Annotated in this window: 24 protein-coding genes and 1 pseudogene; 9 read left to right on the top strand and 16 right to left on the bottom strand. The window is 68.6% G+C overall.

What is annotated here, in order from left to right:
* Nucleotides 1–10 precede the first annotated feature (10 nt).
* A complete protein-coding gene (locus IT779_RS05545; protein WP_196148081.1) occupies nucleotides 11–1456 on the bottom strand; it encodes a WS/DGAT/MGAT family O-acyltransferase in 1446 nt (481 codons plus the stop codon).
* A gap of 374 nt (nucleotides 1457–1830) precedes the next feature.
* Between IT779_RS05545 and secA the strand changes: the two genes are divergently transcribed.
* On the top strand, nucleotides 1831–4677 hold the full coding sequence (gene secA / locus IT779_RS05540) for a preprotein translocase subunit SecA (protein WP_196148080.1): 2847 nt from the start codon (nucleotides 1831–1833) through the stop codon (nucleotides 4675–4677).
* 57 nt (nucleotides 4678–4734) lie between these two features.
* Here secA and IT779_RS05535 read toward each other — a convergent pair whose 3' ends face one another.
* Nucleotides 4735–5097: a DUF732 domain-containing protein gene (locus tag IT779_RS05535; RefSeq protein ID WP_196148079.1), complete on the bottom strand. Its 363-nt coding sequence runs from the start codon at nucleotides 5095–5097 to the stop codon at nucleotides 4735–4737.
* Nucleotides 5098–5406: 309 nt separating this feature from the next.
* Between IT779_RS05535 and IT779_RS05530 the strand changes: the two genes are divergently transcribed.
* Nucleotides 5407–5841: a hypothetical protein gene (locus IT779_RS05530; RefSeq protein ID WP_196148078.1), complete on the top strand. Its 435-nt coding sequence runs from the start codon at nucleotides 5407–5409 to the stop codon at nucleotides 5839–5841.
* Between the two features lie 24 nt (nucleotides 5842–5865).
* On the opposite strand, the gene rsgA is transcribed toward IT779_RS05530, so the two are convergent.
* The 3 genes from rsgA to IT779_RS05515 all read right to left on the bottom strand — a co-directional run bounded on the left by rsgA (nucleotide 5866) and on the right by IT779_RS05515 (nucleotide 9952).
* Nucleotides 5866–6864: a ribosome small subunit-dependent GTPase A gene (gene rsgA / locus IT779_RS05525; protein ID WP_332838673.1), complete on the bottom strand. Its 999-nt coding sequence runs from the start codon at nucleotides 6862–6864 to the stop codon at nucleotides 5866–5868.
* 199 nt (nucleotides 6865–7063) lie between these two features.
* Nucleotides 7064–8374, bottom strand: coding sequence for a 3-phosphoshikimate 1-carboxyvinyltransferase (gene aroA, locus IT779_RS05520; RefSeq protein ID WP_196148076.1), 1311 nt, complete (start codon nucleotides 8372–8374; stop codon nucleotides 7064–7066).
* A 69-nt stretch (nucleotides 8375–8443) separates the two neighbouring features.
* Complete coding sequence (locus IT779_RS05515) at nucleotides 8444–9952, bottom strand: aldehyde dehydrogenase family protein (RefSeq protein ID WP_196148075.1); 1509 nt, start codon at nucleotides 9950–9952, stop codon at nucleotides 8444–8446.
* Between the two features lie 184 nt (nucleotides 9953–10136).
* Here IT779_RS05515 and IT779_RS05510 point away from each other — a divergent pair, with 184 nt between their 5' ends.
* Nucleotides 10137–10928 (top strand): SOS response-associated peptidase, encoded by a 792-nt coding sequence (locus tag IT779_RS05510; RefSeq protein ID WP_196148074.1) that lies wholly within the window; start codon nucleotides 10137–10139, stop codon nucleotides 10926–10928.
* 6 nt (nucleotides 10929–10934) lie between these two features.
* Here IT779_RS05510 and IT779_RS05505 read toward each other — a convergent pair whose 3' ends face one another.
* Nucleotides 10935–11231: a hypothetical protein gene (locus IT779_RS05505; protein WP_196148073.1), complete on the bottom strand. Its 297-nt coding sequence runs from the start codon at nucleotides 11229–11231 to the stop codon at nucleotides 10935–10937.
* Between the two features lie 236 nt (nucleotides 11232–11467).
* Nucleotides 11468–11959: a Cys-tRNA(Pro) deacylase gene (ybaK, locus tag IT779_RS05500; RefSeq protein ID WP_196148072.1), complete on the bottom strand. Its 492-nt coding sequence runs from the start codon at nucleotides 11957–11959 to the stop codon at nucleotides 11468–11470.
* 188 nt (nucleotides 11960–12147) lie between these two features.
* Between ybaK and IT779_RS05495 the strand changes: the two genes are divergently transcribed.
* Together IT779_RS05495 and rsrA are read left to right on the top strand one after the other, a co-directional pair.
* Nucleotides 12148–12933, top strand: coding sequence for a sigma-70 family RNA polymerase sigma factor (locus IT779_RS05495; protein ID WP_232541463.1), 786 nt, complete (start codon nucleotides 12148–12150; stop codon nucleotides 12931–12933).
* Entirely contained in the window at nucleotides 12930–13214 is a 285-nt protein-coding gene (rsrA, locus tag IT779_RS05490; protein ID WP_196148070.1) for a mycothiol system anti-sigma-R factor, read from the top strand. The genes IT779_RS05495 and rsrA overlap by 4 nt, the downstream gene beginning before the upstream one ends.
* Nucleotides 13215–13323: 109 nt before the next feature.
* Here rsrA and IT779_RS39020 read toward each other — a convergent pair whose 3' ends face one another.
* Nucleotides 13324–13398 (bottom strand): 50S ribosomal protein bL37, encoded by a 75-nt coding sequence (locus IT779_RS39020; protein WP_022597109.1) that lies wholly within the window; start codon nucleotides 13396–13398, stop codon nucleotides 13324–13326.
* Between the two features lie 130 nt (nucleotides 13399–13528).
* On the opposite strand from IT779_RS39020, the gene IT779_RS05485 reads away from it, so the two are divergent.
* Together IT779_RS05485 and IT779_RS05480 are read left to right on the top strand one after the other, a co-directional pair.
* The gene (locus IT779_RS05485) at nucleotides 13529–13744 is read left to right on the top strand and encodes a biotin/lipoyl-binding carrier protein (RefSeq protein WP_196148069.1); all 216 of its coding nucleotides are present in this window, start codon (nucleotides 13529–13531) and stop codon (nucleotides 13742–13744) included.
* Nucleotides 13745–13763: 19 nt separating this feature from the next.
* On the top strand, nucleotides 13764–15278 hold the full coding sequence (locus IT779_RS05480; RefSeq protein WP_196148068.1) for a sensor histidine kinase: 1515 nt from the start codon (nucleotides 13764–13766) through the stop codon (nucleotides 15276–15278).
* A 205-nt stretch (nucleotides 15279–15483) separates the two neighbouring features.
* Here IT779_RS05480 and IT779_RS05475 read toward each other — a convergent pair whose 3' ends face one another.
* On the bottom strand, nucleotides 15484–15738 hold the full coding sequence (locus tag IT779_RS05475) for a WhiB family transcriptional regulator (RefSeq protein ID WP_011211115.1): 255 nt from the start codon (nucleotides 15736–15738) through the stop codon (nucleotides 15484–15486).
* Between the two features lie 252 nt (nucleotides 15739–15990).
* The gene (locus tag IT779_RS05470; RefSeq protein WP_196148067.1) at nucleotides 15991–16938 is read right to left on the bottom strand and encodes a diacylglycerol/lipid kinase family protein; all 948 of its coding nucleotides are present in this window, start codon (nucleotides 16936–16938) and stop codon (nucleotides 15991–15993) included.
* 70 nt (nucleotides 16939–17008) lie between these two features.
* Here IT779_RS05470 and IT779_RS05465 point away from each other — a divergent pair, with 70 nt between their 5' ends.
* A complete protein-coding gene (locus IT779_RS05465; RefSeq protein WP_332838672.1) occupies nucleotides 17009–17431 on the top strand; it encodes a hypothetical protein in 423 nt (140 codons plus the stop codon).
* A 1-nt stretch (nucleotide 17432) separates the two neighbouring features.
* Here IT779_RS05465 and IT779_RS05460 read toward each other — a convergent pair whose 3' ends face one another.
* The 6 genes and pseudogenes from IT779_RS05460 to IT779_RS05435 form a co-directional block, all read right to left on the bottom strand.
* Nucleotides 17433–18140: an endonuclease V gene (locus IT779_RS05460; protein WP_196148066.1), complete on the bottom strand. Its 708-nt coding sequence runs from the start codon at nucleotides 18138–18140 to the stop codon at nucleotides 17433–17435.
* Nucleotides 18141–18199: 59 nt separating this feature from the next.
* Entirely contained in the window at nucleotides 18200–18691 is a 492-nt protein-coding gene (locus IT779_RS05455; RefSeq protein WP_196148521.1) for a GNAT family N-acetyltransferase, read from the bottom strand.
* Between the two features lie 5 nt (nucleotides 18692–18696).
* On the bottom strand, nucleotides 18697–19299 hold the full coding sequence (locus IT779_RS05450) for an acid phosphatase (protein ID WP_196148065.1): 603 nt from the start codon (nucleotides 19297–19299) through the stop codon (nucleotides 18697–18699).
* A gap of 19 nt (nucleotides 19300–19318) precedes the next feature.
* Nucleotides 19319–20554, bottom strand: a complete 1236-nt coding sequence (locus IT779_RS05445; RefSeq protein ID WP_196148064.1) for an Rv3212 family protein — start codon at nucleotides 20552–20554, stop codon at nucleotides 19319–19321.
* Nucleotides 20555–20595: 41 nt separating this feature from the next.
* Nucleotides 20596–20787 (bottom strand): hypothetical protein, encoded by a 192-nt coding sequence (locus tag IT779_RS05440; protein WP_196148063.1) that lies wholly within the window; start codon nucleotides 20785–20787, stop codon nucleotides 20596–20598.
* Between the two features lie 1356 nt (nucleotides 20788–22143).
* Nucleotides 22144–23681, bottom strand: a pseudogene (locus tag IT779_RS05435) (DEAD/DEAH box helicase); the annotation flags it as partial.
* Nucleotides 23682–24081: 400 nt separating this feature from the next.
* On the opposite strand from IT779_RS05435, the gene IT779_RS05430 reads away from it, so the two are divergent.
* Nucleotides 24082–24936: an SCO6745 family protein gene (locus tag IT779_RS05430; protein WP_196148062.1), complete on the top strand. Its 855-nt coding sequence runs from the start codon at nucleotides 24082–24084 to the stop codon at nucleotides 24934–24936.
* The last annotated feature ends 10 nt before the right edge of the window (nucleotides 24937–24946 follow it).

Genomic DNA, 24946 nt, shown 5'->3' with positions numbered 1-24946 from the left:
CGTGCCGGGATCAGGCGCAGGCACCGAGCATCTCCTCCATCGACTCGTGCACCGACGCGGCGAGTACGTCGATATCGGCCATCGCGTCACGATCGGCGTTGAGTCCGTAGAAGACATGTCCGTCGTAGGACGTGACCCCGATACTCGACGCCTGATTGCGCAGCAGCGGCGACACCGGATACATCTCCAGCATCCGCGCGCCGCCGATGTACATCGGCGTCTGCGGACCCGGCGCGTTGGTGATCACCAGATTGAACGTGTGTTCTGCGAACGTACTCGCCGCGCGCACGCTCATCGCGTGCAGGCTGGCGGGAGCGAAGCCTGCCAGATGCACCAGCGTCCTCGCCCGCACGCCCTTGCGCTGTTTGTTGTTGGCCTCGGTGGCGTGCTTGATGTGGGACAGCCGGATCACCGGATTCGGTTCGCCCACCGGCAGATCGATGAGGTACGAGGTCACCTCGCCCGCCGGTTTGAGCTGGTCCGGATCCTCGGTGGAGACCGACATGGGCAGCACAGCGCGTAGCGTGGCCTGTTCGGTGAGCGCCTCGTCGCGCGAGAGCAGCCAGTTGCGCAGCGCGCCGGTGATCACCGCGAGGATGGCGTCGTTGATCGAGCAGTCGAAGCGTTTGCGGATGGTTCGGTAGTTCTCGAGGTCGGTGCGGACCACGTCGAAACGGCGGCTGCGCGAGGTCTTCGCGTTCAGGGGGCTATCGGGTGCGCCCGCGGTGGCCGCGCGCACCGCGGAGATCACCGAATCCACCGCCTTGCCCGCCGCGGCGACCATGGCGAAGGCGTCGGCGCTCGCCCCGCGCGCCACGTCGAGCGCTTCGCGGGGCTGGGCGGCCAGGTGGCCGAGCGCGCCGACCAGCAGTTCCATCTCGTTGGGTTCGCGGGGTGCGACCCACGAGTCGTCGGCGAGGTTGCGCGGCGAGGGGCTCGTATCGAGGATCACGTGGCCGATCTCGAGCGCGCCCTCCTCGTCGACCAGCGCGGAATGGGATTTGGTGAAGATCGCGCTGCGGCCGCCGGAGAGTCCTTCGATCAGGTACATCTCCCACAGCGGGCGACCCTGGTCGAGCGGGCGCGAGGCGAGCCGGGCGACGAGTTCGTGCAGTTGGCTGTCGGCGCCCGGACTGGGCAGCGCGGAGCGGCGGATGTGGTACGTGATGTCGAAACGACTGTCCTCGACCCACACCGGTCTGCCCAGCGCCAGCGGGATCTCGCGCACCTTGCGGCGGTAGCGGGGGACCAGCGAGAGCCTGGATTCGACGAGGTCGACGAGGCGGTCGTAGTCCAGCGGCGGTTCATCCTCGGCGCCGCCGACGATATCGGCGCCGCCGACGATGTCCGGGGAGTCGGCGCCGCCGACGATGGCGAGGGAGCCGATGTGGATCGGATTGCTGCTCGACTCGAGTCGATAGAACGCCGCGTCCTGCGGCGTCAGTCTCGTGATCACGCTGCCCGATGCTCCCTTCCGCCTGCCCCGCCGTCACGCTTCATTGTGCTGCGTTACCACGCACCGTAGGCGCTGTTGTCGGCATCTCGGGCGTAACCCGCCGGGTGGGTGGGTACTCCGATTCGACCACAGGACACCGCCGCACGCACGGTAAGGGTTTCGCATCCGTACTCGTCGGCGCGGGCGACGAGTACGGTGAGGTGGAACGGCCTGCGTTGGTACGGTGGCCCGGGCGGTGCAGGGGTGCGCCATTAACATGGAGCGTGCCGCAGATTCCGCCGGCCCGGAGGAATCCGCGCACCCGAACGCGCGCACCGCCCCCACCGGGGTGGGCCGAACCAGATGACACACCGACCAGAGGACTGACGAGACCCGTGCCTGCGCTGACACTGACGAGGTTGCTACGGATTGGTGAAGGCCGCATCGTCAAGCGGCTGGCCCATCTCGCGGACGAGGTTCTCGCACTCGGGTCCGAGATCGAACTGCTGACCGATGCCGAACTTCGGGCCAAGACCGACGAGTTCAAGGAGCGCTACGCCGAGGGCGAGACGCTCGACGATCTGCTGCTCGAGGCGTTCGCGGTGGCCCGCGAGGCGTCCTGGCGGGTGCTGAACCAGAAGCACTACAAGGTGCAGATCATGGGCGGCGCGGCGCTGCACCTCGGCAACATCTCCGAGATGAAGACCGGTGAGGGCAAGACCCTCACCTGCGTGCTGCCCGCCTACCTCAACGCGCTGTCCGGCGACGGCGTGCACGTGGTCACGGTCAACGACTACCTGGCCAAGCGCGACGCGGAGTGGATGGGCCGCGTGCACCGCTTCCTCGGGCTCGAGGTCGGCGTGATCCTCGGCGGCATGAACCCGGCCCAGCGCCGCCAGTCCTACGCCGCCGACATCACCTACGGCACCAACAACGAGTTCGGCTTCGACTACCTGCGCGACAACATGACCCACTCGCTGGACGATCTGGTGCAGCGCGGGCACAACTTCGCGGTGGTCGACGAGGTCGACTCCATCCTCATCGACGAGGCGCGCACCCCGCTGATCATCTCGGGCCCGGCCGACGCCTCTTCCAAGTGGTACGCCGAATTCGCGCGCATCGCACCGCTGTTGAAGAAGGACCTGCACTACGAGGTCGACATCAAGAAGCGCACCATCGGCGTGCACGAGGCGGGCGTGGAATTCGTCGAGGACCAACTCGGCATCGACAATCTGTACGAGGCCGCGAACTCGCCGCTGGTCAGCTACCTGAACAACGCCATCAAGGCCAAGGAACTCTACAACCGCGACAAGGATTACATCGTCCGCGACGGCGAGGTCATCATCGTCGACGAGTTCACCGGCCGCATCCTGGTCGGCCGCCGCTACAACGAGGGTATGCACCAGGCGATCGAGGCCAAGGAAGGCGTCGAGATCCAGCCGGAGAACCAGACCCTGGCCACGATCACGCTGCAGAACTACTTCCGCCTCTACGACAAGCTGTCCGGTATGACCGGTACCGCCGAGACCGAGGCCGCCGAGCTGCACTCGATCTACAACCTCGGCGTTGTCCCGATCCCGACCAACCGGCCGATGGTCCGCGCCGACCAGTCCGACCTGATCTACAAGACCGAGGAAGCCAAGTTCTCCGCCGTCGTCGACGACGTCACCGAGCGGCACGAGAAGGGGCAGCCGGTCCTGATCGGCACCACCAGCGTCGAGCGTTCGGAATACCTGTCCAAGCAGTTCACCAAGCGCGGCATCCCGCACAACGTGCTGAACGCGAAGTTCCACGAGAAGGAAGCCGAGATCATCGCCGAGGCCGGTCGGCCCGGCGCGGTCACCGTCGCCACCAATATGGCCGGTCGCGGCACCGACATCGTGCTCGGCGGCAACCCCGACATCATCGCCGACCTCCTGCTGCGCAAACAGGGCCTCGACCCCGTCGAGACCCCGGATCAATACGAGTCGGCCTGGCATTCGACCCTCGAACAGGTCAAGGCGCAGACCGAGGAGGACGCCGACGCGGTGCGCGACGCGGGCGGTCTCTACGTGCTCGGCACAGAGCGGCACGAGTCGCGGCGCATCGACAACCAGCTGCGCGGTCGCTCCGGCCGCCAGGGCGATCCCGGTGAGTCGCGGTTCTACCTGTCGCTGGGCGACGAGTTGATGCGGCGGTTCAACGGCGCCGCGCTCGAGGCGATCATGACCAGGCTGAACCTGCCCGACGACGTGCCGATCGAGGCCAAGATGGTCTCCAAGGCCATCAAGAGCGCGCAGACCCAGGTCGAGCAGCAGAACTTCGAGATCCGCAAGAACGTCCTCAAATACGACGAGGTCATGAACCAGCAGCGCACCGTCATCTACGGCGAGCGCAACCGCATCCTGCGCGGCGAGGACATGGAGGGCCAGGTCCAGGAGATGATCACCGACGTGATCACCGCCTACGTGGACGGGGCAACCGCCGAGGGCTACGTCGAGGACTGGGATCTGGACAAGCTGTGGACGGCGCTCAAGACCCTGTACCCGGTGAGCCTGGACGCCAAGGAACTCTCCGGCGAGACCGAGGTCGGCGAGGCGGGCGATCTCACCAAAGAGGAACTCGCCGACGCGCTGCTCGACGACGCGCACTCCGCCTACGACAAGCGCGAACAGGAGATCGACGGGCTCGCGGGCGACGGGTCGATGCGCAACCTGGAACGCCAGGTACTGCTGTCGGTGCTCGACCGCAAATGGCGTGAACACCTCTACGAGATGGACTATCTCAAGGAGGGCATCGGCCTGCGCGCCATGGCCCAGCGCGATCCGCTGGTCGAATACCAGCGCGAGGGTTTCGACATGTTCGCCGCGATGCTTGACGGGTTGAAGGAGGAGTCGGTCGGCTTCCTGTTCAACTTGCAGGTCGAGGTGCAGCATCCGCAGCCGCAGGGTGTTTCGGTCGATCCCGGCCTGCGGTCGCCGGTCGGGGCGAGCGCGCCGCGTCCGCTGCCCACCGAGGAGCCGCCCGCCACCAACGGCGCCGCGCCCGCCGCGCTGCGCGCCAAGGGCATCGAGGAGTCGAGTCCGCGCGGCTACAGCTATTCGGGTCCCGCCGGTCCCGACGAGGGCGGTCGCGCTGCCGTGCACAACGACGCCCAGGAATACGGCGACGAGGGCACCGGCACCACGCGTAGGGAACGCCGCGAAGCGGCTCGGGCGCAGGCGAAGTCGAAGCGTCCGCCCAAGAGCCGCCGCCGCGCCTGACGGTTCGGAACGCCGAAGGCGCCCGCGGATTCCGCGGGCGCCTTCGGCGTGTTCGGGTCAGAGTCGGTGCCAGGGGCAGATGGTCTTGACCGCCGCGTCCAGGAACAGGTATGGGTAGCGCACCGCCTTGCGGGTGGATTCGGCGAGGCGGGTGCGGTTGGCCGGGGTGTTGCCGTGGGTGTCGAGGAATGCGCATTCCGCGCGCGCCAGGTCGAGGACGGCGTCCTGGGTCGCGTAGTCGGCCGCGCCGAAGTCGATCTGCTCGAGGAATTGCAGATCGGCGGGATTGCGTGCGGAACCGGAATTCGCGGAGCCCGCGGTGTTGCCCGCCGGGCCGGAATGCGGTGCGGCGTGCGCGCTCTGGATGCCGCAGGCGATGAGCACGCCCGCGGTGATGGCGGTGGCGAGAATCGTGCGCATTCTTCCTCTGTGGGTCGATGTTCGGAGAACCGTCGGGTTTGCCGTCCCGGCTGTCCGGGCATACCGGACGGGACGGAATCCGGTCCGGCATACGTGGCGGATTCGCGGTGGCGCACTGTCGGGTAATCGCGCTGCACGTTAGCCGAAAGCGCTGTTCGACGCCCGATTTCACGGTGGCGTCCGAAATCGTTGGGGTTGCGGCCGAAAAACGGTACGGACACGCCGTTCCCACATCGATTCGAGTTCGCTGGATACCGAGCGAACCGGGCGGTCCCCACCGTCGTTCACCCAGCAGCTACCTTTCTTACCGTGGGCGCGCAGGAATCTCGGGACGAAACCGTCCCGTACACCGAACTCGGATATTGGCGATGGCGCGACGGTCTCGAATCCGAACTACCACCGGCCACCGCCGACCACGCGCGAACCCGCGCCGCGGCCGCCGACGAATGGCACAGCGCCTTCCTGCGCGCCCAACACCGCGCGATGATCCGCCGCACCGTCGCATACTGCACCAGGGCAACCCTGGTCACGGCGGCGCTGCTGACGCTGTGTGCGCTCGCGGGCGTTCGCTGGCACGAACAGCTCTGGATACCGATCCTGTGCGCGATTCTCGCCGCCGCCACCCTGTACCGCTACGTGAGCACCCTGATCGCCGCCCGAGCCGCCTTCCGCCTCGAACAGCGCACCCTCACACGGCAATTCCCGAACCCGTGCCGTCCCGCCCCCGAGGGTGACCCGGCCTAGGGTTCGGTCGCACCGCCGCGGTTCTCACCACGGGTCGTTGGAGTTCAACGCGGTGAGGAGTAGGCGGATGGCGGCTACTCGGCGTTGTTTGCCGGGGAGGTCGTCGAGTGCGCATTCCGGGTCGGTGGGCGGGCCGAGGTGGGTGCAGCCGCGCGGGCAGTTCTCGATGGCGTCGGCGAGGTCGTCGAAGGCGGCGATGACGTCGTCGGGGGTGATGTGGGCCAGGCCGAAGGAGCGCACGCCCGGGGTGTCGATCACCCAGCCGCCGCCGGGCAGCGCCAGCGCCACCGACTGGGTCGAGGTGTGCTTGCCCTTGCCCACCCCGGATACCGCGCCGACCGCCCGATCCGCTTCCGGGACAAGGCGATTCACCAGGGTCGACTTGCCGACGCCGGAGTGGCCGATGAAGGCGGTGAGCCCGCCCGAGACCAGGTCGGTGACCGGTTCGATCGGGTCCTCGATGCCGGCGTGGACGATGGTGAGGTCGAGATCGTCGAAGGCGGAGGCGAATTCGGAGTCGGCCGCGAGATCGTGTTTGGTGAGGCACAGCACCGGGTGCAGCCCGCCCGCATAGGCCGCGACCATGGCGCGTTCGACGAATCCGGTGCGCGGCGGCGGATCGGCGAGCGCGACCACGATGAACAACCGTTCGGCGTTGGCGACCACGATCCGCTCGAACGGGTCGGTGTCGTCGGCGGTGCGGCGCAGCACCGTGCTCCGATCGGCGACCCGAACGATGCGCGCCAAGGTATCCGGCTTACCGGACAGATCGCCGACCACGTCGACCTGATCGCCGACCACCACCGGCGTCCGGCCGAGCTCACGGGCGCGCATGGCGACGAGGTGACGGTCCGGATCGCCGTCGAGCACACAACCCCACCGCCCGCGATCCACCGAAACCACCATGGCGGGCTCGGCATCGCGATGACTCGGCCTGGTCTTGGTGCGCGGCCGCGACCCGCGCCCCGCCCGCACCCGCACATCCGACTCGTCGTAACTGGCCGCCGCCCGCCCCCGACTCACCGCGACGCCTTCACGCGCGCGCCTGCCGCGCGTTGCCCCGCCGCGCCGATCTCGCGCCTCGGCGCTCCCACAGTGCCGTGTCCAGCCGGTCGTGTCGCGGCGCGTCCCGGCGCTTCCGCGGTGCCGCGTCCGGACACTCCCACCGGACCGTGCCCGCATTCGGCAAGGCGCGACGTCGAGCCGGTCACGCCGGCGGGTCTCAGCGGGCCGCTCCGTGATCGGCGGGCGCGGGGTCGAGCATCCGCTCCCACAGGGTCACGAAGTTCGGCAGGGTCTTGGCGGTGGTGCCGATGTCCTCGATCTCGATATCGGGAACACGCAGGCCGAGGATCGCGCCCGCGGTCGCCATGCGGTGGTCGGCGTAGGAGTGCCAGCGGCCGCCGTGCAGTTCGGCGGGCACGATCTCCAGGCCGTCCTCGGTCTCGGTGACCCGGCCGCCGAGCCGGTTGATCTCGGTGGACAGCGCGGCCAGCCGGTCGGTCTCGTGACCGCGCAGGTGGGCGATGCCGCGCAGCCAGGACGGGGAATCCGCGAGGGCGGCCAGCGCGGCCACCGTCGGCGTCAGCTCGCCCACGTCGTGCAGGTCGATGTCGATGCCCGCGAGCCGTTCCGGGCCGCGCACGGTGAGCACGCCGTCGAAGACGCGGGCTTCGGCGCCCATGCGGACCAGGATCTCGCGGATGACATCGCCGGGTTGGGTGGTCAGCCGCGGCCAGTGCGGGATGCTGAGTTCGCCGCCGGTGACGGCCGCCGCCGCCAGGAACGGCGTCGCGTTGGACAGGTCGGGTTCGATCTCCCAGTCGACCGCGCGAATCGGGCCGGGTTCCACCACCCAGGTCTGGGCCCTGCGGCTGTCGGCGGGCGCCTGCACCTTCACATCGGCCCGTCGCAGCATTTCCACGGTCATCTCGATATGCGGCATGGACGGCAGCGCTTTGCCGTCGTGGTTGACCGTGAGGCCCTCTTCGAAGCGGGCCGCCGACAGCAGCAGCCCGGAGACGAACTGGGAGGAACCGGAGGCGTCGATGGTCACGGCGCCGCCGCGCAGCGCGCCCTTGCCGTGTACGACGAAGGGCAGCGCGTCGCCGTCGATGTCGGCGCCGAGGCCGCGCAGCGCGTCCAGAATGGTGCGCAGCGGGCGGGCCCTGGCCTGCGGGTCGCCGTCGAAGGCCACATCGCCCGCCGCCAGCGTCGCCACCGGCGGCAGGAACCGCATGACCGTGCCCGCCAGCCCGCAGTCCACCGCACCGCCGCCGAGCGCGACCGGTGTCACGGTCAACTCGGCGGCCGCGCCGTCGATCCGCGCCCCGAGCGCCCGTAGCGCCCCGATCATCAGATCGGTGTCGCGACTGCGCAGCGCCCCGGTGATCGTCGACGGCCCGTCGGCCAGCGCGGCCAGGATCAGCGCGCGGTTGGTGATCGATTTGGATCCGGGCAGGGTGACGGTCGCGTGGACGGGGGTATCGACGTGGGGCGCTGGCCAGAAAGTCACGGGTCCATCTTCGCCCATGCCCGGACCGGACACGCGGGCGGTCGCGAACCGATGGGTGATTCGAGACCCGAGGGTGTGGCGTCGTGGCTACTTGTGGCGACCGTAGAGGAACGGGACCATCTTGCGCAGCAGGCCCATGGTCGAGTCGGTGCGCGCATAGCTCAGCAGCGCCATGCCGGGGATGGTGAACTTCTGTTCCGCGATGGAATGCGGGCGGGTGAATTCCCGCAGGCCCGGTTCGCCGTGGATGCGGCCGATGCCGGAGTCGCCGACGCCGCCGAAGGGCAGGCCCGCGATGGCGGCGAAGGCCAGCACGGAGTTGACCGAGGTGGCGCCGACGCGCAGCCTGCGCGCGATGGCGAGGCCGTGGCTCTTGGAGAAGACCGCCGAGGACAGGCCGTAGACGGACTTGTTGGCCAGTTCGACGGCCTCGTCGACGCCGTCGACGGTGCGGATGGTGACGGTGGGCCCGAAGGTCTCCTCGGCGACCGCCTCGGAGTTCTCGTCCACGTCGAGCAGCACGACCGGTTCGATGAAAGGCCCCTTGATCGAGTCCGGTCCGCCGAGTACGGCGGTGCCGCCGTGCGCGAGCGCGTCATCGATGTGGCGGCGCACGATGTCGATCTGGCTCGGCATGGTCATCGGGCCGTAGGAGGCCTTGTCGTCGGAACCCGGCTTGACCTCGCTGAGGATGCGCTTGACCTCGGCGACGAATTCGTCGCGCACCGAGCGGTCGACGTAGACGCGTTCCACTCCGGCGCAGGTCTGGCCGCTGTTGGCGGTGGCGCCCCAGGCGACGGCGTCGGCGGCGGCCTTCACGTCGGCGTCGGCGGCCACGATCACCGCGTCCTTGCCGCCGCATTCCAGCAGCACGGGGGTCAGGGTCGCGGCGGCGTCGGCCATGATGCGCTTGCCGGTCTTGGTGGATCCGGTGAACGCGATCTTGTCCACGCCGGATCCGACCAGCGCGGCGCCGGTCGCGCCGAAGCCGTTGACGGTTTCGAAGACGCCTTCGGGCAGGTCGGGATTGGCCTTCTTGAACGCGTCGGCGAGGAAGTTGCCGATGCCGGTGGAGTATTCGCTCGGCTTGAACACCACGGTGTTCCCGGCCGCGAGCGCGTAGGCGATGGAGCCGTTGGGGGTATAGACGGGGTAGTTCCACGGGCCGATGACGCCGACGACGCCGAGCGGGCGCTGTTCGAGGCGGGCCGAGAAGTTGGCCATCAGCGCGCCGGGGGAGATCTTCTTCGGCGACAGCAGCTTCCCGGCGTTCTTGGCCGCCCACGTGATGTGCTCGAGGGCGAGCATCAGTTCGAGGAACGCGTCGTCGACGGGCTTGCCGTTCTCCTTGTGGATGAGTTCGCAGAATTCCTTCGAGTCCGCGACCAGGCGGCTCGACCAGCGCAGCAGGTATCGGCGGCGGTCGTCGAAGCTCAGCGAACCCCAGGTGTCGGCCGCGGTGCGGGCCTTGGCGACGGCCGCGCGCACCGCGGCCTCGTCGGCGACGGTGTAGGTGGCGATGACCGCGCCCGTGGCCGGATCGACCGACTGTAGCGCCGTGTCGGCTGCGGCGGATGTGGTCTCGGTGGTTGTCACGGTGGGTATCTCCTCTTGCCTGTGGTGCGGCCGGTCGGTGCGCGAACCGGGACGATGGGCGCGCCGATGCGTCTTCGTGAGCAGAGCGTCGTTGAGAGAATGCTAAGTCAAAACTCTCACCTAGTCACCAGTATGCCCCGATTGCTCCCGACCCGGATCGCTCGCCGGTGGCAGCATGGGACCCATGTGCGGACGTTATGCCACGACCACGAATCCGGGCAGGCTGGCGATCGAACTCGACGCCGTCGACGAGACCGAGACCTCGGGCGGCGATTCCGGCGCCTTCGCCAACTACAACGTGGCGCCGACCACGCAGGTGCTGACGGTCGTGGAACGCCACGACCGCGAGCACCCCGACGACGACCCGCGACTGCGCCTGCGGCGCATGCGCTGGGGACTGATACCGGTCTGGACGAAGGTCGCCGAACCGGGCGTCCCGGTGAAGGGCAAACCGCTGTTCAACGCGCGCGCGGACAAGGCCGCGACCACCCCGTCCTTCCGTGACGCGGTCAAATACCGCCGCTGCCTGGTGCCCATGGACGGCTGGTACGAGTGGATCGTGGAACCGGCCGCCGGAAAAGGGAAACCGGTCAAGCACCCCTACTACATGGCCGACGCCGACGGTGGGCGTCTCTACATGGCCGGCCTGTGGTCGATCTGGCGCGACCGCGCGCTGCCGGATTCGGACCCGCTGCTCTCGTGCACGATCCTCACCACCGACGCCGTCGGCGATCTGACGAAGATCCACGACCGGATGCCGCTGCCGATGCCGCGCGAACACTGGGACGCCTGGCTCGACCCCGACCGCCCCGCCCCCGCCGAACTCCTGGAGACGCCGAAACCGGAAACGGTCGCGCACATCGTGGCGCGACCGGTTCCCACCCTGGTGAACAGCGTCAAGAACAACGGCCCTGAACTGTTGAGCGCCGTCGACGGGACGGGCGCGGACCGGGCCGAGCAGATCAGCCTGCTGTAACGGGCTTCAGAGCCTGCACTTCACGCTGTCGGTCGCGATGTTGATACCGCAGGTGACGACGCCGGTGACCAGGTCGATGACCTCGGAGACCACCGTCCCACCCAGGTCTTCCGCCTTCTGGGCCCGCTGGTCGCGCTGCGGGTCCTGCGCCGCGTTCGGTCCGGTGAAAGGACCGTCGAACCACGCGGGAGCCGGTGCGTAGGGCGCGGCGACGGCGGGTGTCGCCGTGATCGTCGCGCCGAGGCCGAATACCGCGGCGCCGATGAGAGCGACGGTGACGGTGCGCGGGCGGAGCGTGGACATTCGCATCACATCCTCGAGTCGGAGCGGTCGAGCCGGACGGTTTGTCGCGGCGCGCGACGGTGCTACCGGTCGGCGCCGTAATGCATTCGTCGCGGCCACCGCCCTCGGATGGTTCACCCATCGAATGGTTCGACCACTCGGATGTCTCGGCGTGGAATGGGCCGGTCCTCGTATCGGCTTTCGCCGCGGAGTTGTCCGATGGCCCGGCCTTGCGATGGCGGGCCGCACCTCGGTGTCTACGCGGTGATCTGCGCGGTGACCGCCGCCGTGGTCGCGATCAGGTCGGCGGGCGCGAGATCGATCTCGAGACCCCGCTTGCCCGCGCTGCACAGGATTCGCTCCCAGTTCAGCGCCGAGGCGTCGACCACCGTCGGCAGCGATTTGCGCTGCCCGAGCGGCGATATGCCGCCGAGCACATACCCGGTGGCGCGTTCGGCTTTGACCTTGTCCGCCATCGCCGCCTTCGGCGCGCCGAGCGCCGCCGCCGCGGCCTTGAGCGACAGCGAGTCGGGCACCGGCAGCACCGCGACCGCCAGTGCGCCGGTGGACAACTCGATGACCAAGGTCTTGAAGATCTGCGCGGCCGCGAGTCCGAGGTCGGCGGCCAGCGCGTCGACGGCTTCGGCGCCGTAGGAGTCGCTGCGCGGATCGTGGGTGTAGGAATGCACCCGGTGGGGGATCTTCGCCGCGGTCAGCGTGCGGATCGCGGGGGTCGAAGCGCCTGCCATGGCGGCCACTCTAGCGACCCGGGTACCCGTGGCCGCCACCGATTCACGCGCCGACGCCGCGCGCACGGCCGGTGCGGGAACACGGCGGGGGCCACTCCTGTTGCATGCGAATAGACGACGCGCGGAAGGCCACAGCTCGGCGGCGACAGCCAATCCGCGCGACCCGGCCCGCACGACGTGAAGGAGAGATGTCGGTGCCAGTACTGCTCGACGAACGCCCGGTGTCGCCCGCGACAGGGCCGTACCACCCGCGCTCATCCGCCGATCCGAACTTGCCGGTAGATTTGGCAGGTACGCCGATCGAAGGGACAGGTGTGACGAGCGACGATGACGCGGTGACCGAGGACACGCTCGGCCGCGCGCTCGACGATGACGCGGCGGCCCCGGCCGACGAGGCCGGACTGGCCCGGCGGTTCGAGCGCGATGCGCTCCCGCTGCTCGACCAGCTCTACGGCGCGGCGCTGCGCATGACGCGCAATCCCGCCGACGCCGAGGATCTGGTCCAGGAAACCTATGTGAAGGCATTCCAGGGCTTCAAATCCTTCAAGGAGGGCACCAACCTGCGTGCCTGGCTCTATCGGATCCTGACCAACACCTACATCAACTCCTATCGCAAGAAGCAGCGCCAGCCCGCGCAGTACCCCACCGACGAGATCACCGACTGGCAGTTGGCCGCCACCGCCGAGCACAGTTCGACGGGCCTGCGTTCGGCCGAGGTGGAAGCACTCGACGCGCTGCCCGACGACGACATCAAGTCCGCGTTGCAGGAATTGCCGGAGGAATTCCGGATGGCGGTGTACTACGCCGATGTCGAAGGGTTCCCGTACAAGGAGATAGCCGACATCATGGGCACTCCTATCGGTACGGTGATGTCTCGGCTGCACCGCGGCCGCAAGCAGTTGAAGGGTTTGCTCGCCGATGTGGCGCGCGAGCGCGGGTTCAACCGGAGTGATCGCCAGGAGGTCAAGCAGTGAGCGAGCGGGACCCCGATACGGAGCTCGATTGCACGGCGGTGCTCGCGGATGTCTGGCTGATGCTCGACGGCGAATGCGACGAGGCGACGCGGGAGCGGCTGCGGCACCACATGGACCACTGCTCGCCCTGTATCGAGGCGTACGGCATCGAGGAGAAGGTCAAGGATCTGTTGAGCCGCAAGTGCGGCGGCGATCGCGCGCCCGACGCGCTGCGCGACCGGCTGACCCTCGAGATCCGTAAGTCGGTCACCATCACCAGGATCGAGACCACCGAGAGTTAGCCCGGCTGTGTCGGCCGGACTGTTTCAGCTCGAACCGCGTCAGCCCGAACACCGAGCGGCCCGCAGCTCCGAGTAGGAGGTGCGGGCCGCTCGATGTTCCCGGCGCGACTCAGGCGTTGGGACGCTTGCCGTGATTGGCCGCATTTCCCTTGCGGCTGCGCTTCTTACGTCCGCGCTTACCCATTCGGTAGACCTCCGGATCCTCCCCGACGGTGCGGGGACCACATCTGAACGAAGAACATTCTTCCACGTGTGGTTGGCTGTACCGTCAGCGGATACTTAAGGCCGAATCGACGACGAACGAATGGGGTGTCATGGCTGAAGAAGTGCGCGCGGAGATGGTGTCCACGGTCCTCACGGTCGAGGTCGCCGTGGGTGACACGGTGCGCCTCGACCAGACTCTGGTGCTGCTGGAATCGATGAAGATGGAGATCCCGGTGCTCACCGAGGTCGAGGGCGAGATCACCTCGATCGCCGTCGAGCCCGGCCAGGTGCTACAGCAGGGCGATCTGATCGCCGTCATCTCCTGAACGAAACGGCGGATCCGACGTGTCGACACTGAGTGAGCTACTCGCCGAACACACCGACCTACCCGGCGTCGCCGTCGACCACTTACAGCGGGTGGTGGGTGATTGGCAGTTGCTCGCGGATCTGTCGTTCGCCGATCTGCTGCTGTGGGTCGGCGCAGGTCCGATCGTGGACGGCGCCGACGTGGTCTGTGTCGCTCAGTGTCGCCCGACCACCGCGTCGACGGCCCACATCGAGGACAAGGTGGGGACAAGCGCTTTGCGCGAGGAGCACCCGCAGGTCTTCGAGGCGTTGACCACCGGCACGGTCGTCCGCTCCGACAGCGATATCGAATCCAAGGGCGTCTACCACCCGTATCCGGTGCACGCCATTCGCGAGGCCATCCCGGTGCGCTGCGGCGACGATGTGATCGCGGTGCTGAGCCGCGACACCGACGTGCAGCGCTCTCGGGTGCGCTCCACCTTGGAGATCGCCTACGTGGCCTGCGCGGACGATCTGTGCCAGATGATCGCCGACGGCTCGTTCCCGACCCCGGAGGATCGGGCCGCCACGCACTCCAGTCCGCGCGCGGGCGACGGTTTCATCCGGCTCGACACCGAGGGCATCGTGGTCTACGCGAGTCCGAACGCGCTGTCGGCGTATCACCGGATGGGCCTGCAGGCCGATCTGGCGGGCCAGGATCTCGCGATCACCACGCGCTCGCTGATCACCGACCCCTTCGACGCGCAGGAGGTGGTCGGCGACATCCAGGCCGCGCTCGCGGGTCGCACCGGCAGGCGCATGGAGGTGGAGGCGCGCGGCGCCACGGTGCTGTTGCGCACGCTGGTGCTGCGCCCGCACGGTGAACTCGCGGGTGCGGCGGTGCTGGTCCGCGACGTCACCGAGGTCAAGCGCCGCGATCGCGCGCTGCTCAGCAAGGACGCCACCATCCGGGAGATCCACCACCGGGTCAAGAACAATCTGCAGACGGTGGCCGCGCTGCTGCGGTTGCAGGCCAGGCGCACCGAGAACGAGGAGGCGCAGGTCGCGCTCACCGAGTCGGTGCGCCGCGTCACCTCGATCGCGTCGGTGCACGAGATGCTGTCGATGTCGGTGGACGAGGAGGTCGATCTCGACGAAGTCGTGGATCGCCTGCTGCCGATCATGGCCGATGTCGCTACCGTGCACACCACGAGAATCAAGGTGCGCCGGGCGGGTTCGCTCGGCGTGTTCTCCGCCGAACGCGCGACGCCATTGGTGATGGTTCTCACAGAGTTGGTGCAGAACGCCATCGAGCACGCCTTCGATTCGGGCGAGAACGGCACCGTCACAATACGTTCCGAGCGGTCGGCGCGCTGGCTCGACGTGATCATCAGTGACGACGGACGCGGATTGCCGCCCGGTTTCAGTCTCGAGGCCTCGGATCGGCTGGGATTGCAGATCGTTCGCACGCTCGTCACCGCGGAATTGGGCGGTTCGATCGGATTACACCCCGGCGCCGACGTCGGTACCGATGCGGTGCTTCGGGTTCCGCTCGGCCGCCGTTCGGCGCGCTGAACGCGAAAAACCGCCCGCGCCATCCGCATCGAAGTCCGCATTGCCGGATTCTGTGCGCTGCCGGATTCTTCGGATTCACGGTTCGCGGATTCGCGCGCGGCGGTAATTCCCGTCCGAAAACAAATTGAGCCCGGCACCTCGCGGGTGCCGGGCCGAAATGCGTTGCCGGGCCGGGCTGAATGGTCCGGCAACGCCGTCGTCGAAATCAGACGACGGTGCGTGTGCGAGTGCGCGCGTTGCGACGCTTGAGCGCACGGCGCTCGTCCTCGCTCATACCGCCCCACACGCCGGCATCCTGCCCGGACTTCAGGGCCCAGGACAGGCAGTCGGCGGTAACGGGGCAGCGAGCGCAGACCAGCTTGGCATCGGCAATCTGCGCGAGCGCAGGACCGCTGTTACCCACCGGGAAGAACAGCTCGGGGTCCTCGTCGCGACAGATGGCCTTGTGGCGCCAGTCCATTATCCTCTGCTCCTTTACTGGGCGCCGCAAAGGGCGCCGACGGTTTGTGGTTCGTTCACTTGTGCGACTTGAATGTTTCCGCACGGTTGCTTGTGAATGCTTTCACGAACACCGTAGATGTCAATAGGTCTACGGCGCACCGTGGGGAAGCTCACGCTCTGAGAGTCCCCACATGGGGGAACCTGCCCGGTCCTTTGTACTCGGTCTACCGGGTTTTCGCAGCACAACTACCGGGTTTTTTGTGAAGTGTCCTCATCGCCGCGGCCGCGGAGCGACGACCTCCAGCACGTCCGGCACCGAGGTGAAATCCACCACGTTTCGCTTGCCGATAAAGTCGCCGTCGATTTGCAGACCGATCGGCTCGGTCGTCTCGACACGCGCCGACGGCACGTCGTCCTCACGAAATAAATTGCGCGCCTTGGGATTTCCGTCGGGCATCAGGAGCTGGCGGGAGAGCGCCAGGGTTGGCAGGACCGCCATCGACCGTACGGCGAACACGCCGAGCCCGGTCTCGAACGTGGTGCCGGGATTGGTGTGCACCGGCGTCGAGTTCAGGTACGTCCACGGGCTCGCGTTCGTTATGAAGGCGTAATGGACCTCGTCGACCGGGTCGAATCCGGGTATTTCGATCCGCACGGTCGGCTCCTTCCGCTTTGCCCGGAAAAATTGTCGCACAGTTGTTCGAATATAGCGGGCGGGTGTGGCCGGGTGCCCATTGGCGCGACCCGCGTCGATCGCCTCGCACACATCCGCGTCGAGCCCGACGCCCGCGCTGAAGGTGAACCAGCGATCGTCGGCCAGCCCGAGCCCGATCCGGCGATCGCCCTCCAAGGTCAACAGGTCGATCAACTGATTCGTCGCCGTGACCGGGTCGGGAGAAATTCCGAGCGCCCGCGCGAACACATTCGCCGAACCGCCGGGAATCACGCCCAGGCGCGGCAGCCAGGCGCCGCCGTCGTCGAGTTCGGGCAGCGGCAGGAAACCGTTGATCGTCTCGTTCACCGTGCCGTCGCCGCCGTGCACCACGATCAGGTCCATCTCGTTGGTCGATGCCCACTGCGCCAACTCCGCCGCATGCCCTCGGTGCTGGGTGTGCGCGACCGTGAGCTGAGTGCGGCTCTCCAGCGCGTGCGCCAGCAGATCCCTGGTCGCAGGCGTCGTCGAGGTGGCATTCGGATTCACGATCAGCAGCGTCCGCACGGTGGCAGCCTAATCGGCTCCACCTCCCCGCCACCGCGCGCGGGCCGCGCGTACTCGTAGGCTGGGGCGCGTGGTCGACAGTGGCGAGAACACAGTGGGCGGGGTGCCCGTGACGGTGCGTGGCGCGGGCGGACTCGTGGCGCTCGAAGGCGCGATCGCGGTGATCGTCGCCGTCGTGCTCGTGGTGCGCGGACTGCTCGGCCACGACCAGAGCCAGGCCAGCGGCTACGGCACCGCCGCGTGGTTCGGCATCCTCGGCGGTGCGGTGCTCGCGGCGGGCATCGGACTGCTGCTCGGGTACCGGTGGGGTCGCGCCATCGCAACCATCGCCCAGATCCTGCTGCTCCCGGTCACCTGGTCGCTGCTCACCGACTCCCACCAGCCGGTCTACGGCGCGCTGCTCGGCGTGGTCGTGATCGCCGCGCTCGTCCTGCTTTTCGCACCGGCCTCCACCCGGTGGATGGCCAGCGAATACGGCGCCGACCTCGACTGACTCAACCGGCGGCGCCGAGCGTGCGCTGCCTGCGCGCGACCGCGTCGCGCAACGCCCTGCGGCACATCTGATCGGCCTGCCTCGTGGTCTCCGGCTGGCGGTAGTGCGGGGTGAGCGCGAGCACCTGCTCGCACGCGGTGTCGAGGTCGACGAGATGTCCCACCGACACGAACAGCGGTCGCACTCCGGTCCTGGTCCGCAACACCCGACCGACCACCTCGCCGTCGATCCGGATATCGCCGCGGGCGCCGCGCTGCGGACCCGGATCGGTGTAGTCGCCCCAAGCGTTCTTCGCCACGCCGATGGTCGGGATGCCCGCCAGAATCCCGAGGTGGCACGCGAGTCCGAACCGTCGCGGATGCGCCAGTCCCTGACCGTCGCAGATCAGCAGATCCGGTGTGGCGTCGAGTTGTTCGAGCGCCGCCAACGCTGTCGGCAGTTCGCGGAAAGCCAACAAACCGGGCACGTACGGGAAGCTCGCCTCGCCGATGGCCACCGATGTGGTGGCGGTCTGCCAGGTCGGCGCCTCTAGCACCACGGCGGCGGCCGCGACCAGCCCCGACTCGTCATAGGCCGAATCGATGCCTGCGATGGTGCGGAAATCCGGCGGCCTCGGATCGGTGGCATCGACCAGCGGGCGCAGCGAGTCCTGCACCGCGATCGCGTCCCCGACGGTGTCCGGCCAGCCGTCCGGGATCGTGACCTGCATCCTCTACCTCGACCTTCGACGGCGGAACATCCTGTCCCACCGTACAACTCACCAAGACCTCAGCGTGACTGCGCGGCCAGCGCGCGCAGTGCGGAACCGGTGAGCCGGTAGCCGATCCACTCGTCCTGACCCACCGCGCCGATGGACCGGTAGAACTCGATCGACGGCGTGTTCCAGGTCAGCACCGACCAGTCGACCCGGCTGTACCCCTCGGCCACCGCCTCCGCCGCCAGCGCCGCGAGCAGCGCCTTCCCATAGCCACGCCCACGCCTTTCCGGCCGGACGTACAAGTCCTCCAGGTAGATTCCGTGCACGCCGTTCCAGGTCGAGTAGTTCAGGAACCAGATCGCGCATCCGGCCACCCCTGACTCGTCGGCGACCACATGCGCGAAAAGCGCGGGCGCGGAACCGAACAGCGCGGCACGCAACTGCTCGACGGTGAGAGTGCACTGCTCGGAAGCCTTTTCGTACGCGGCGAGATCGTGTACGAGTTCCACCAGTGCGGGCACATCGGATTCGACGGCGCGCCGGATCTCGGCGTGCAACGGCATCACGCTCACCCCTGTGTCCGTGCGGTCAGGTTGTGCGCCAGTATCGTTCGGCCGCCGTGCTCGTAGCCGAGCACACTCGCCGCCGCCGTCGACATGGCGAAACGGCGACCCTCGCGCACCGCCAACTCGGCCCACCGCGCGATCAGCACACGAGAGAAATGCCCGTGCCCGACCAGCACCGCGTCGCGTTCCGGCAACACCGCCGCGACCGAGGCGAGCACCCGGTCGGCGCGTGCACCCACCTGCTCGGCCGACTCGCCGCCGGGCACCGCGCCGGTGAAGATCGTCCAATCGGGGGCCTGTTCGCGGATCTGCGGCGTGGTTGCCCCCTCGTAGTCGCCGTAGTCCCACTCCGCCAGATCCTCGTCCACCACCGCGCCTTTCAGACCAGCCAACTCGGCGGTGTGCACCGCGCGGCGGCGCGGACTGGTGCGGACCAGCGGATCACGCAGCCCGAGTTCGGCGAGCAGCGGACCCGCGGCCACCGCCTGCTCCTCCCCGGACTCCGTCAACGGCACATCTGTGCGGCCGGTGTGCCTGCGCAGCTTCGACCAGGCGGTTTCACCGTGGCGCAGCAATACGACCCTCGCATCGTCGATTCCGGACATGCCGTCCATCATGCCCGCGTCACCCCAGCGCGTGGATGGTGCTCCCGCGTTTCTCCAGCACGACGCCGCCGATGACCGCGAGCGCGAGCGGGGAGCCGTCGTGGCCCGCGCGATCGACCGGGATATTCGCCGAAGCCGTCCCCGTCGCCGGATCGATCGCCGCGATGCCGCCGGTCACCGGGACCAGCAGCGAACCGGCCATCATCGCCGGGGTGCCGAGCACCTCGCCCAGATTCCACAGCGGGTCGAAGGTGCTGCCGTTCAAGGCGAGCAGCGTCTCGCCGGTGAACAGGAAGTAGGTAGAACCCAGTTTGGTGACCTCGGCCGTGGCGGTCAGCGGCGCGAGCAAGCGGTGGTTGACCAGCGGATTCCCGTTCGCGTCGTACACCGCCAGCCGTGCGGGCACCGTCTCGCTGCCGCCCTGCGCGCTCGCCTCTGGCAGATACACCAGGATCCTGGTGTCCGAGACCGCGAGCACACGCGCGTCACGGGAGTCCGCGCCGCCGCCGGAGAGCACATGCGAGCCGTACTCCTCGGGCACCGTGTTGTCCTTCGGCACCGGGTTGAGCACGGTCAAACGATCGGCGGGATCATCGGGACACCGCTCCAACACCGCGAGCCGGGACGGATTCGAGGCCGAGGACAGCAGATCGCAGCCCTTGCGCGGCTGGGTCTTCGCATTGACCTGCGCGTCGACGAACCCGTACTCGATCGTGCGCACCAGATCCGACCGCCACATCTCCAGCCGCCGCGGCCCCTGCGCCAGCGCGTAAGTGCCGTCCACCGACAAACGCACCGTGGCATCCATGTAGCTGCTGCGCGCGGTGCGCCGCGCACCCGAGTCACCCGCGAGCAACGTGGTCTGACTGCACCCGCGTTCGTCCCGGTACACCGCGAGCACCATGGAGAACTGCGACTCCACCCCGCACAACGGCATATCCCGCCGGTAATGCCACACCTGCTCGCCGGTGCGCGGATCACGCCCCGAGACCGTGCCGTCCTGCGCGGTGACCACCACCCCGGCCGACACCAATGCCCGCTTGCTCGCCCCATCCTCCGCGTGCCACAACTCCCGCAGACTCGCGGGCACCCCCTCCGCCGTCGGCGGGGCCGTCACCGGCGTCGACGCCGTCACCGACTCGGTCCCCGTCGCGTCGCCGCGCGCCCACACCACCAGCGCGGTCATGGACACGACAACGGCGATCGCGACTGCGAAGATGATATCGGCGCGCGTCCGCCGCTCAGGTGCGAGCACGCCTGCGAGGGTAGTCGATCTCCCGAATCCCCCCGAACCGGTCACCTTTCCGGCGGAATCCCGTGCTGCGTCACCCCCGAGCCGCTGCTGGTCGCCGTCGTCGAGCCGACCACGGTGCGCCGTTCGTGGCCGCACAGCGTGCCGCAGGCCCGGCTCGATCGGTCGGGTTGCTGCGGGCCGACCGCCGTGTGCTGTTCGTGGTCGGACAGCCGGACCGCTCGAGCGAAGGGCACACGGGACGGTCTCGCGAGCCGCTGTGTGGGTGTCGGGACCGTGCCGATACGCCTGTGGACTGTCGACCGGAATGTCGACAGTCCACAGGTGTGCGGGGCGGATTCGTCCGTTCCCGATGGGGCGGACGAAGCCTTGGATCAGGCCGAAGCGGCCGCCGAGAACGTGACGCGGTGCGCTTCGTCGGCGGCGCCGTTCGGGACGTGGTCACCGTTGGTGGTGTCCTCGGTGACGTCGGCCTTGCGGCGCCTGGTTCGCTTGGGCGCGGGTGTCTCCTCGCCGTTCGCTTCGGTGGCCTCCGCCGTCTTGCGGGTGCGCCGTCGGGTCGGCTTCTCCTCGGCCGCGGCCGCCGCGGGCGCGGTGTCCGCGCTCGGCTCCTCGGTGGTCGCGGTCTTGCGGGTCCGTCGCCGGGTCGGCTTCTCGACGGTCTCCTCCGCCGTTGCCCCATCGTCGGTGGAGTTCGCACCGGTTGCGTTCGGCGTGACGGTCGCGGCGGCGCTCTTGCGAGGGGCGCGTTTGCGGACCGGCTTGTCGGCTACGGGCTCGGCCGAGTCGGTGGCAACGGAGCCTTCCGCCCCGTTCGTCGCGGCAGCGTCGACGGTGGTCGCGGAGTCGCCGTTCACCGCCGTCTCCGCGTCCGAGGTGACGACCGCCTTCTTGCGCGTGCGGCGCCGCGGCGGTGCCGCGGCCTCCGATGCAACCGGTGTGGAATCTGTCACAGACGAGGCGTCGGTGGAAGCCACTCCCAAAGCGGTACCCGTGGATGTCTCTCCGTCGGCCGATTCGGACGGCGTCGTACCGGTGGTCATATCGGCAGACGTCGTGCCGGCGGCGGGCTCGGGCGCCCCTGCGGCCGTGGTTGCCCCCGTGGCGGGTGCGGAGGATGTCGTTCGCGTAGCTGGTTCGGCGAACGTCGTACTTGCGGCGGGCTCGACGGATGCTGCGATCTCGGCGGGCGCCGTCATCGCGGAAGTAGCCGTGGACGTTGTCACATCCCCGGATCCCGCCGCCGCGGGTTCGGATGCTTCGACACGGTCCGCCCCCGACGCGGTGGATCGACCGGTCGCGGTGTCCGCTTCGGCTGCCGGTGCATCGGTGTACTGATGCCCGTTCACGGTGGTGTCGGCCTCCGAATTCCTGCGCGTGCGTCGCCTACGTGGCTTCTGCGCCGCCTCGGAATCCGTGGTATCGGACGCGTCACTTTCCGGCGTCGCCGCGCCGCTCGTCGTTGTGTCGCCGTGCGCTGTCGGATCATCGTCGCGGTGCGCTGTCGCATCATCCGCCGCTTCGACAGCCGCGGACTCGTCCTCGCTCCGACCCGACTCGGTGACCGCCGTATCCCGCTCGGCGTTCCCCTTCCGGCGACGACGGCGCCGCCGCGGACGCCCGCCTTCCTCGGACTCCGACTCACCGGACACGACCCGCTCCGACGGCGAAACCTCGCCGCCGTCGGGCTCCACCCCGGTGACCGGCCCGCCCTCGATCGGCTGACCGGCGCGGGTGCGCCTGCGGTTGCGTTTGCGCGGGGCGCGCGCCGGCCGCTCCTCGACGGTGGCGTCCGCGTCGCGTTCCTGTCGCGCCTTGCGCACGGTCCCGGTCGCGCCTTCGGGGATGCCGAGGTCGGAGAACAGGTGCGGGGAGCGCGAATAGGTTTCGACGGGGTCGGGGATGCCGAGGCCGAGCGCGGTGTTGATTCCGGCCCAGCGGTTGAGTTCGTCCCAGTCGATGAGGGTGACCGCGACACCGGTGCGGCCCGCGCGACCGGTGCGGCCGATGCGGTGCACGTAGGTCTTCTCGTCCTCGGGGCACTGGTAGTTCACGACGTGGGTGACGTCGTCGATGTCGATGCCGCGCGCGGCCACGTCGGTGGCGACGAGCACGTCGATGACGCCCTTGCGGAATTTGGTGAGCGCTTTCTCGCGCGCGATCTGACCGAGGTCGCCGTGCACCGCGCCGACGGCGAAACCGCGGTCGGCGAGTTCGTCGGCGACCTTCTGCGCGGTGCGCTTGGTCCTGGTGAAGATCATGGTCGCGCCGCGGCTCTCGGCCTGCAGCACCTTGGCGATGAGTTCGCTCTTGTCCAGCGCGTGCGCGCGGTAGACGAACTGCGCGGTGCGGTCGTGCACGGCCGAATCGGACGGTTCCTCGGCCCTGATGTGGGTGGGGCGGGTGAGGAAGGTGCGCGCCAGGGTGATGATCGGTCCCGGCATGGTGGCCGAGAACAGCATGGTCTGGCGCTTGTCCGGGACCATCGTGAGGATGCGTTCGATATCGGGCAGGAAGCCGAGGTCGAGCATCTCGTCGGCCTCGTCGAGGACGAGCACGCCGATCTTGCCGAGGATCAGGTGGTTCTGGTTGGCGAGGTCGAGTAGTCGCCCCGGCGTGCCGACCACGACGTCGACGCCCGAGCGCAGCGCCGCGATCTGCGACTCGTAGGGTCGCCCGCCGTAGATCGAGGCGACCTGCAGCGGCCCCTGGTGGTTGCTGAGATGTTTGCTCGCGTTCTCCAGGTCCGCGGTGACCTGGATGCACAGTTCGCGGGTCGGCACGATGACCAGTGCCCTCGGTGTGCCGTCCAGCGGCGTGGTGCCGGAGTCGGTGGTGGCGATCCGATGCAACAGCGGAACGCCGAATCCGAATGTCTTACCCATACCGGTGCGCGCCTGACCGATGAGATCTTCGCCTGCGAGCGCGAGCGGCAGGGTCAGTTCTTGAATCGCGAATGTGCGTTCGATTCCGATCTCGCCGAGTGCGCGCGTGATTTCGGCGCGAACCCCCAATTCGGCGAATGTCGGTGCGGTATGCGTGTCATCCAGTTCGGCGGTCAACAGGGTGTCGGTCAGACCTGGTTCCTGTTCGACGGTGATCTTGCTCAGGTTCGTGCCTTCCTCGTCATCGCGTCACGCGCGCACGAGGCGTGGGCGGACCGGCCGGTCCACGAAGGCCACGTATCCGCCTGTGATACTCACCCGGCCAGTCGCCTGACGTCGCCACGGCGCCGTTGCGAGACGGCAGCTACCTGGAACATCGGCGCGGCGCACGGTGATGCGGATCTGGTGCGCGCACATTTTCCTGACATCGGGAAATTTCGTCCCGGAACCTGATCGATGGCCCTTCACCGAAACCATCCGTGACGACGGTCGAGGGCGCGGATCGGGCGACTCCGGTCGAGCGAAATTTTCCGTTGTCCGTGGTGATTGTAGCGTGATATTGTGCACGGCTCGAATTGCCGTCGCCGCAATTCTCGGAACCGACTCCTGTTTCCGCCGTCGTGTTCGCCACGTACGCTGCGCGACATGGCAATTCATGTCGCGCGGCGAATCTGGACGACACTCGAGCCGATCCACGACGTGGTGTATTTCGGCGCCGGGATCAAGGAGGCGGGCGTCGAGATCGGACTGCGCGGTTTCTGGCAGACCTACTTCGCGTTCCGCGCCGCGCCGCTGGGCGCGGTGACGGCGGGCGCGGTGACGGCGACCTTCGCCGGTTTCCATCCGGACATGGTCGGCAGGGCGCTGCCGGATGCCTGGTCGCGGACGTCGCCTTCGCGCTGTCTCGAGGCCAGGTCGGCGGCCGCCACCCGGCTGTTGCGTGCGTCGGGCGCACGGGACGAGGAGTGCGCCCGCGCGGTCGAGTTGCTGTTGCCCGCGCTGCGCGGCGCCGATCCGACCGGCAGGCCGCTGTTCGCCGCGAATGCCGAGCTATCGCTGGGGCAGGACGCGGTGGCGGCGCTGTGGCAGGTCGCGACCGCCCTGCGCGAGCATCGCGGCGACGGGCACGTCGCGGCCTTGGTCGGCGCCGGGGTCTCGGGTGCGCACGCGCTGGTCCTCCAGGTCGCGGCGGGCAAGGTGACCGAGCCGGTGTTGCGGACCGCGCGCGGCTGGTCGGCGCCGGAGTGGGCGGCCTTGGTCGGGGACCTGACCGGGTCGGGGCTGGTGACGGGGGAGCCGTCCGCGCCCGAGTTGACCGCCGACGGCGTGGCGCTGCTGGAGCGGGTGGAGGCCGTCACCGACGAGTCGGCGTGGCGTGGCGCGCTGTCGCGGTTGAGCGAGGAGGCGGTGGCCGAACTCACGGCCGTGCTCGAGCCGTTGGTGCGAGCCGTGCGCACGTCGGTGGTTCCCGCGAACAATCCGGTCGGTATGGGGCAGTGATCGGCTAACT

The sequence above is a fragment of the Nocardia bovistercoris genome (genome assembly GCF_015674855.1).
GTDB lineage: Bacteria > Actinomycetota > Actinomycetes > Mycobacteriales > Mycobacteriaceae > Nocardia > Nocardia bovistercoris.
This window is presented reverse-complemented; position numbering and strand designations above follow the sequence as displayed.